Below are 7194 nucleotides of genomic sequence, written 5' to 3' on the forward strand. Positions count from 1 at the left end.
TCTTCGGGTACCGCGGCGGGGACCGCGGCACAGGACGAACCATCAAAGGGGGATGGTCACATGGTCGAACTGTCGAACGGTGCGATGACCTGGGTGGCGGCCGGGGACAGCATCACCCGGGCCGCCCTGCACACCCACGGCGCGCGCGGCTGGGTGGAGCACGTGCAGGAACGCCTCTGCTGGCAGCTCGGCCGGCTGACGGACGTCGTGGTCAACACCGGCGTGTCCGGCTGGCGGGCCACCGACGTCCTCGGGGCGTACGACTTCGTCATCGGGCGGTTCGCACCGGACGTGCTGTCGCTCTCGCTGGGGACCAACGACGCCCCCGCCGGGCTGGAGGGGCTCGGGGAGTTCCGCGACGCCATGCGCGAGATCGTCGCCCGGTCCGCCGGCGCGCAGATCGTGCTGCACACGCCGCTCGTGGCCAGCCATGCCGGGCGCGCCGCCCGCCCCGAGCTGCCCGCGTACTGCCAGGCCGTGCGCGAACTCGCCGCGGAGACGGGCGCGTTGCTCGTCGACCACGAGGCGTACTGGCTCGCCGAGTTCCCCGACGGCGAGGCGATCCCGTGGCTGGACGACCCCACACACCCCAACGGCGTCGGCCACCTGCACCTGGCCGACCACACGCTGCGCACACTGGGGCTGGGCGAACTCACCGCCCTGTGAGCGGGCCCCGCCGGGCGGGCCGTCGGGGCGGTTGCCACTGGTCCTGGGCTGATCGGGGACTGGGCGGCGTCCGGAATTTTTGTCGGGTCCCTGTCTAGTTCGCTTGCGTCCTGGTGTGGTGGGATGTGCCCGTCACGGGATTTGAGGGCGCTGACGGGGGTGCGCGGTGAGGGGTGGACGGCTGTGCGGGCTGGACGGGGACGCGGCGCGGCTTGCCGCGGCGGGCCTGGTCCGGCTGGGTGCGCAGGAGTGGGTGGGCGACGCGGCCGGGGCTCCGGCGTGGCTGGGGCGGATGCGGGCGGCGTCATTCGCGGACGCCTGGCTGGCGTTCGGCGAGCCGCCGGCGCCGGGGCTGCGGGTGCCGGCCGGGGAGGTCCTGCGGGCGCTCGCGTACCGGGCGGCGGAGCTGGTGCTCCAGGCGCGCGAGGGGGACGTGCCGGCGGTGCTGGAGTGGCTGGGCCGGCGGTCGGCGGAGGCCCGTGAGCAGGCGGGCCGGGCGGAGGTGACGCACCCGGCCGAACCGGCCGCGCTCGCCCTGGTGTGGCACGGCGTCCAGGCGGTCACCGCCGACGGCGGGGGCGGGGGCGGGGGCGGGTGCGGGGGCGCTTCGGCGGCCGAGGGCCGGGAGGCGCACGGCCGGCGCATCGACGAGCGGGGCGAGGCCTACGTCCGGGAGCGGCACCACCGCCGGGACACCCTGGCGCTGATGCTGGCCTGTGCCCGGATCGCGGCCGCCGCGCTGGTGGAGTCGTGCGGCGGCGATCCGGGCCGGGTGGACGGGTGGCTGGAGGAGGACGCGGCCCGGTACATGGCGCTCGGCGGCCCGGTGCCGCTGTGGGTGCCGGGCCGGCCGGGGCAGCCCACGGGGTGAGGCGGCGCTCCGGCGGGCGGGGCTCAGCGGGCCGGGAGGCTGAGGGTGGCGTGCAGGCCGCCGCCGGGGGCGGGGGTGAGGCCGAGGTCGCCGTGGTGGGCGTCGGTGATGGCCGCGACGATGGCCAGGCCGAGGCCGTGACCGCGGCGGGCGGGGTCGGACTGCGCGGTGCGGCCGCGGCCCCGCAGGAAGGGCTCGGTGAGGGTGGGGACCGTCTCGGGGGCCAGGCGGGGGCCGGTGTTGGTGACGGTGAGCCGGACCCGGCCGGGGCCGGCGGGGTCCGCCCCGGTGGTGACGGTGACGGATCCGCCGGTCGGCAGGTTGTGGCGCAGCGCGTTCTGCAGCAGGTTGACGGCGGCCTGGCGCAGCAGGACCGGGTTGCCGGTGGCGGGGGCGGGCCGGCAGTCGGTGGTGACGGTGACGCCCAGGGCGGCGGCCTCCTCCTGGACGGCGGCGAGGGCGTCGCGGGTGGTGTGGGCGAGGTCGAGGGGTTCGAGTTCGGGGGCGGTGTGGCCGAGGTCGGCGAGTTGGAGGAGGGCCTCGCTGATCTCGATGCCGCGCTGGTTGGTGTCCTGGAGGCGGGCGACGAGGGTGGTCCAGTCCTGGCGGGCCGGGTCGGCCGCGGCGACCTGGAGCATGGTGCGGGTGATGGCCAGGGGGGTGCGCAGTTCGTGGGAGGCGTTGGCGGCGAAGCGCTGCTGGGCGTCGAAGGAGCGCTGGAGGCGTTCGAGCATCTCGTCGAAGGCGTCGGAGAGGTCGGTGAACTCGTCGCGGGGGCCGGCGAGGGCGATGCGGTGTTCGAGTGCTCCGCTCGCGGCGCGGTGGGCGGCACTGGTGATGTCCTGGAGGGGGCGCAGGACGCGGCCGGCGATGAACCAGCCGCCGATCGTGCCGACGGCGGTGAGCAGGGCCAGGGCGTAGCCGGAGATGGTGAGCAGGGAGCGGAGGATCTCCTGGCGGGAGGGGGCGGAGAGGCGGTCGCGGGGGTTGGAGGAGGTGAGCGGGTAGTTGGGGATGTAGCGCATGCCGATGTAGACGACGGCCAGGCAGAGGGTGCCGGTGATGACGGCGAAGAGGGTGTAGCTGAGGGTGAGCCGCAGGCGGGCGGTCAGGCGGCGCGGTCGCGGCGCGGGGCGGGTGCGGGGCGGGGCGCTCACGTGGGGGTGCCGTCGGTGAGGCGGTAGCCGACGCCGGGCACGGTCTGGATCACCCAGGGTTCGCCGAGTCGTTTGCGCAGGCCGGAGATGGTGATGCGGACGGCGTTGGTGAACGGGTCGGCGTTCTCGTCCCAGGCGCGTTCGAGGAGGTTCTCGGCGCTGATGACGCCGCCGCGTGCGGTCATCAGGACCTCCAGGACGGCGAACTGCTTGCGGGAGAGGGCGACGTAGCGGCCGTCGCGGTAGACCTCGCGGCGGAAGGGGTCCAGGCGCAGTCCGGCGTATTCGAGGACGGGGGGCGCGGCCTGGGCGGGGCGGCGGGCCAGGGAGCGCAGCCGGACGACGAGTTCGGCGAGGTCGAAGGGTTTGGTCAGGTAGTCGTCGGCGCCGAGTTCGAAGCCGGCGACCTTCTCGTTGAGGCGGGCGGCGGCGGTGAGCATGAGGACGCGGCAGCCCAGGCGGTGCTCGACGATGGTGCGGCAGACGTCGTCGCCGTGGGTGCCGGGGATGTCGCGGTCCAGGACGACGACGTCGTAGGTGTGGACGGCGAGGCGTTCGAGGGCGGCGTCGCCGTCCGTGACGATGTCGCAGGCGATCGCCTCCAGGCGCAGGCCCGCCTGGACCGCCTCGGCGAGGTAGATCTCGTCCTCCACCACCAGGACCCGCACGCGCTGTTCTCCCGTCCCGCTCTTGCTGTCGTTGCCGTTGCCGTTGCCGCTGGTGTCCATTGGACACGAACGGGCCTATCGAAAACGTATCGGTTAGTGCAGACGTCCTGGTAACACCGCATTTCCTCCCATGGTGTGGCCGCCGGGTTTCCCCGTCGCGGCGAGATGACGAGCGCCGGGAGGCAGCGATGGACGGGACGACGCGCCAGGAGGCGACGCGGTGGCGGACGGCGGGAGGTGGCCGGCGGGCGGTGGCCGTGGGCACCGGGGCGGTGGTGGTGCTGGCGCTGGCCGGCGCCTGCGCGGCCGCCGATCCGCCGGCGACCGAGGCGGCGCTGCGGACCCTGGCGGCCACCGTCGCGCCGTTCTCCTCCTCCCTCGCTCCGGGCTCCGGCTCCTCGGCGGGGGCGGACGGCGACATTCCCGACGGCACGACGCTGACCCCGTTCGACACCGGGGCCCCGGCGGTGGGCAACCTGGACGGGCCGCTGCTGGAAGCCGTCCAGCAGGCCGCCCGGGACGCGCGCGCCCAGGGCATCGAGATGACCGTCACCTCGGGCTGGCGCAGCAAGGAGTACCAGCAGCGGCTGCTCGACAAGGGGGTGGCCAGGTACGGGAGTCTGGAGCGGGCCAGGCAGTTCGTGAACACGCCGGAGAAGTCGGCGCACGTCTCGGGCAAGGCGATCGACATCGGCCCGACCAATGCCGACTACTGGCTGATCCAGCACGGCGCGCGGTACGGGCTCTGCCAGGTGTACGCCAACGAGATCTGGCACTTCGAGCTGCTGACCAGCCCTGGCGGGACCTGTCCGGCCCAGTTGCCCGACGCGGCCGGGTAGGGGGCCGTTCATGATCCGATCGCAGGAGGGGCTCGCGCCGGGGGCGGGAGCGGGCCCGCAGGCGGGGGCGGGGAGCGCTCCGGCGGGTGTCTCCCGCCCGGGCGGCCGTCGATGCCGTCGGGAGCGGCAGCAACGCCCGCCGGTCGGGCGCTGGCGGCGCGGCCGCGTGGCCGCCGCCGTGGCCCTGCTGACCGCCCTCGCCCTGGCCGGTCACCGGCGGGTGCCGAGCCTGGGCGTCCACTTGGGGAGCCTGTGGGAGAGCGCCCTGCCCTGGGCCGGCGTCGTGGTGCCCGCCGTCCTGCTCGTCGCCGCGCTGCGCCGCGCGCCGGTGCCGGCGTGCGCCGCGGTGGTGCTGGCCGCGGTGTGGGCCGTCGTGCTCGGGCCGGTGCTCGCCGGCGGCGGCCCGCCGCCGGGGGGCGGTGCGGGCCCGGCCGGCGGTGCGGGCCTGACCGTGGTCACCCACAACGTGAGCGCGCAGAACCCGGACCCCGCCGGCACGGCCCGAGCGCTGCTCGTCGCCCGCCCCGACCTGGTCGCCCTGGAGGAGGTCACCGACGCCGCGCTGCCCGTCTACCAGCACGTGCTGGACGCCGAACTGCCGCACCGCACGCGGATCGGCACCGTCGCGCTGTGGAGCCGCCACCCGCTGACCGACGCACGGCGGCTGACCATCGACCCGGGCTGGAGCCGCTCGCTGCGGGCCGAAGTCCAGGCCCCCGGTGGGCCGTTGGCCGTGTACGTGGTCCATCTCGCCTCCGTCCGGCTCAACGTCACCGGCTTCGCCACCGCTCACCGCGACCGCAACCTCGCCGCGCTCGGCGCCGCGCTGGACGAGGAGCCCCTGCCCCGGGTGCTGCTGCTGGGCGACCTCAACACCGCCGCCGGGGACCACGCGCTCGCCCCGGTCACCAGTCGGCTGAGCTCCGCGCAGGACAGCGCGGGCGGCGGCTTCGGATTCACCTGGCCGGCGGTCTTCCCGCTGGCCCGGATCGATCACGTCATGACCCGGGGCCTGTCCGCGACCGCCGCCTGGACCCTGCCCGCCACCTCCAGCGACCACCTGCCCGCCGCCGCCCGGCTGACGGCGTGAGGGGCGTGCGGGTGGCAGGCGCAGGGGTGGCAGGCGCGAGGGCCGGTGTCAGGCCAGGAGGTCGGACTGGAGGGTGACCACCTGGCGGAAGGCCGCGTCCGGGACGCCGTCGGGGTTGGTCATCGTGACGACGGCGACGAGGTCGGAGGCGCAGAGGTAGGCGACGCGGGCGTTCGGGGTGCCCTTGGCGCCCTTCGCCGTGCTCTCCTGGGCGTCCAGGTGGACGCCCTCGACGGTGTCCCAGGCGCTGTGGGAGGTGCTCTTCGCGCCGGGCAGGGCATTGGGCCTGGCGTCGGAGCGCAGGGAGGAGAAGACGTTCCAGGACTCGAAGGAGGCACCGAAGCGCAGCAGCCGGATCTGGGTGCGGGTGCCGTCGGAGGCCGTCCACTCCCGGACGGTGGCCGCCCGGCAGGCGTCCCGCAGGAGCAGCTCGCGGAGCGCGGCCGGGTCCCGCTGGTCGGCGAGGATCGCGTCGCAGGTGACCCAGTCGGCCGGGGCCTGGCCGGCGGGGGCCGTGGACGGGCTCGCGCCCGCCGAGGCCGACGCCGAGGCGGAGGCGGAGGCGGTGGCGGTCGGGCTCGGGGTCGCGCTCGCCGACGGGGTGCCGGTGGCCGAGGCGGTGGGGACCGGGTAGAGCGCCGGGGTGAGGCTGCCGCCGGCCTCCTTGGGGGAGGGCAGCAGCAGGTAGCGCAGGTCCGCGGCGTGCAGGGCGCCCTTGCCGCCCGTACGGTCCGGCGCGCTGCTGCCGGAGGGCAGCGGCGGCAGCGTCAGCGGCGGGAAGGTGTAGCGGCCGTCGCCCGGGGTGGCCAGGCCGGGCAGGTCGGTGCGCTCGGGGGCGGTGACGGCCAGCGCGGCGCCGGTGCCCGCGAGGGCGAACACCAGGGTGGCGGTGGCCCAGCGCGCGGCCGCCCTGCGGCGGGCGCTGCGCCGGGCGAGGCGGGCCTCGTGCTCCTCGGGAGTCTCCGCGGGGGTCTCCGCGCCGGGAGCGGCGGGGATCTCGGCGGGGGTGCCTGCGGGGGTCTCGGCGAGGGTCTCCGTGGCGGCCTCGGCGGGAGTGCCCGCGGGGGCCTCGGCGAGGGCGGCGGGCTCGTGCGGGGTGGCGTGGTCGGTCATGCGGACGCTCCCGGGCGGGCGAGGCGGTCGAGCTGCAGGGTGAAGAGGGCGACGATCCGGTCCTTGGGCAGCGGTGCCACGCCCTCGACGTTCATGACCACCAGCAGGTCGCCCTCGGCGGCCGAGCACTCCAGGTAGTCGATCGGCGCGGACGGCGGCGCCGGCATCAGGTAGCAGTGCGCCTCGGGGTGGCCCGGGATCTCCGGGCCGATCCGGAACAGGCCGGTGTCGCCGGTGAAGACCGCGGTGTACTCGTTGAGCTTCTGCACTTCCTGCTGGTTGAACTGGCGCAGCTTCAGGCCGACCACCAGGTCGTCCTCGGTGGTCCGGTACGTGCGCACGCCGGTGGCCTTGACGTGCAGGCCCTCCCAGTAGGAGCGGAGCTTGTCGCGCTTGTCCTTGGGGATCTGCTGGAGTTCGTCGTCCAGTTCGGCGGACAGGAACTCGGCGCCGAGTTCGGTGTCGTTGCCGTAGCCGCCCTCGTCCGGGCCGGGTTCGTAGCCGGCCGGGACGGGCAGCAGCAGGTCGCGCAGCGAACCGAAGTGGTTGCCGTTGGACTTGGCGCCGAACGGCGTGGCGGTCGCGGTCGGGACGGGCGCGGCGGACGGCCCGGCGGCGACGGCCGGGGCCGGGTCGTCGTACTGGGTCTTGATGATGCCGACGCCGATGGCCACCCCGGCCAGCGCCGCTGCGGCCGTCGCGGCACCCGCGCGCAGCAGGCGGCGGGAGGCGGGGCGCGGGGCGGCGGGAGCGGTGGGCGCGGCGGCGGTCGGCGCGGCGGGCTCGGCGG

Annotated in this window: 8 protein-coding genes; 4 read left to right on the top strand and 4 right to left on the bottom strand. The window is 75.9% G+C overall.

The annotated features are described in order from the left end of the window. Positions 1-60: 60 nt before the first annotated feature. Both ACFWPI_RS36210 and ACFWPI_RS36215 read left to right on the top strand, forming a co-directional pair. Entirely contained in the window at positions 61-666 is a 606-nt protein-coding gene (locus ACFWPI_RS36210; RefSeq protein WP_363376142.1) for an SGNH/GDSL hydrolase family protein, read from the top strand. A gap of 166 nt (positions 667-832) precedes the next feature. Next, a complete protein-coding gene (locus tag ACFWPI_RS36215; RefSeq protein WP_380378205.1) occupies positions 833-1537 on the top strand; it encodes a hypothetical protein in 705 nt (234 codons plus the stop codon). A gap of 23 nt (positions 1538-1560) precedes the next feature. Here ACFWPI_RS36215 and ACFWPI_RS36220 read toward each other — a convergent pair whose 3' ends face one another. Further along, positions 1561-2694 (bottom strand): sensor histidine kinase, encoded by a 1134-nt coding sequence (locus ACFWPI_RS36220; RefSeq protein ID WP_380378203.1) that lies wholly within the window; start codon positions 2692-2694, stop codon positions 1561-1563. Further along, positions 2691-3362, bottom strand: a complete 672-nt coding sequence (locus tag ACFWPI_RS36225; protein WP_063353004.1) for a response regulator transcription factor — start codon at positions 3360-3362, stop codon at positions 2691-2693. Before ACFWPI_RS36225 ends, ACFWPI_RS36220 begins: the two co-directional genes overlap by 4 nt. 188 nt (positions 3363-3550) lie before the next feature. On the opposite strand from ACFWPI_RS36225, the gene ACFWPI_RS36230 reads away from it, so the two are divergent. Both ACFWPI_RS36230 and ACFWPI_RS36235 read left to right on the top strand, forming a co-directional pair. Then, entirely contained in the window at positions 3551-4201 is a 651-nt protein-coding gene (locus ACFWPI_RS36230; RefSeq protein WP_380378202.1) for a M15 family metallopeptidase, read from the top strand. Positions 4202-4367: 166 nt separating this feature from the next. Beyond that, positions 4368-5291 (top strand): endonuclease/exonuclease/phosphatase family protein, encoded by a 924-nt coding sequence (locus ACFWPI_RS36235; protein WP_380378200.1) that lies wholly within the window; start codon positions 4368-4370, stop codon positions 5289-5291. 48 nt (positions 5292-5339) lie between these two features. Here ACFWPI_RS36235 and ACFWPI_RS36240 read toward each other — a convergent pair whose 3' ends face one another. Both ACFWPI_RS36240 and ACFWPI_RS36245 read right to left on the bottom strand, forming a co-directional pair. Beyond that, positions 5340-6404: a hypothetical protein gene (locus ACFWPI_RS36240; protein ID WP_380378199.1), complete on the bottom strand. Its 1065-nt coding sequence runs from the start codon at positions 6402-6404 to the stop codon at positions 5340-5342. Next, positions 6401-7194 (bottom strand): hypothetical protein (locus ACFWPI_RS36245; RefSeq protein WP_380425293.1); only part of this gene is annotated, 794 nt, incomplete at its 5' end. The genes ACFWPI_RS36245 and ACFWPI_RS36240, both read right to left, overlap by 4 nt.

This window comes from Kitasatospora sp. NPDC058492, assembly GCF_042720685.1.
GTDB lineage: Bacteria > Actinomycetota > Actinomycetes > Streptomycetales > Streptomycetaceae > Kitasatospora.

Excerpts from the sequence above, each read along its gene's own strand:
- ACFWPI_RS36210 (WP_363376142.1), top strand. The coding sequence starts at position 61 with ATGGTCGAACTGTCGAACGGTGCGATGACCTGGGTGGCGGCCGGGGAC.
- ACFWPI_RS36230 (WP_380378202.1), top strand. The coding sequence starts at position 3,551 with ATGGACGGGACGACGCGCCAGGAGGCGACGCGGTGGCGGACGGCGGGA.
- ACFWPI_RS36240 (WP_380378199.1), bottom strand. The coding sequence starts at position 6,404 with ATGACCGACCACGCCACCCCGCACGAGCCCGCCGCCCTCGCCGAGGCC.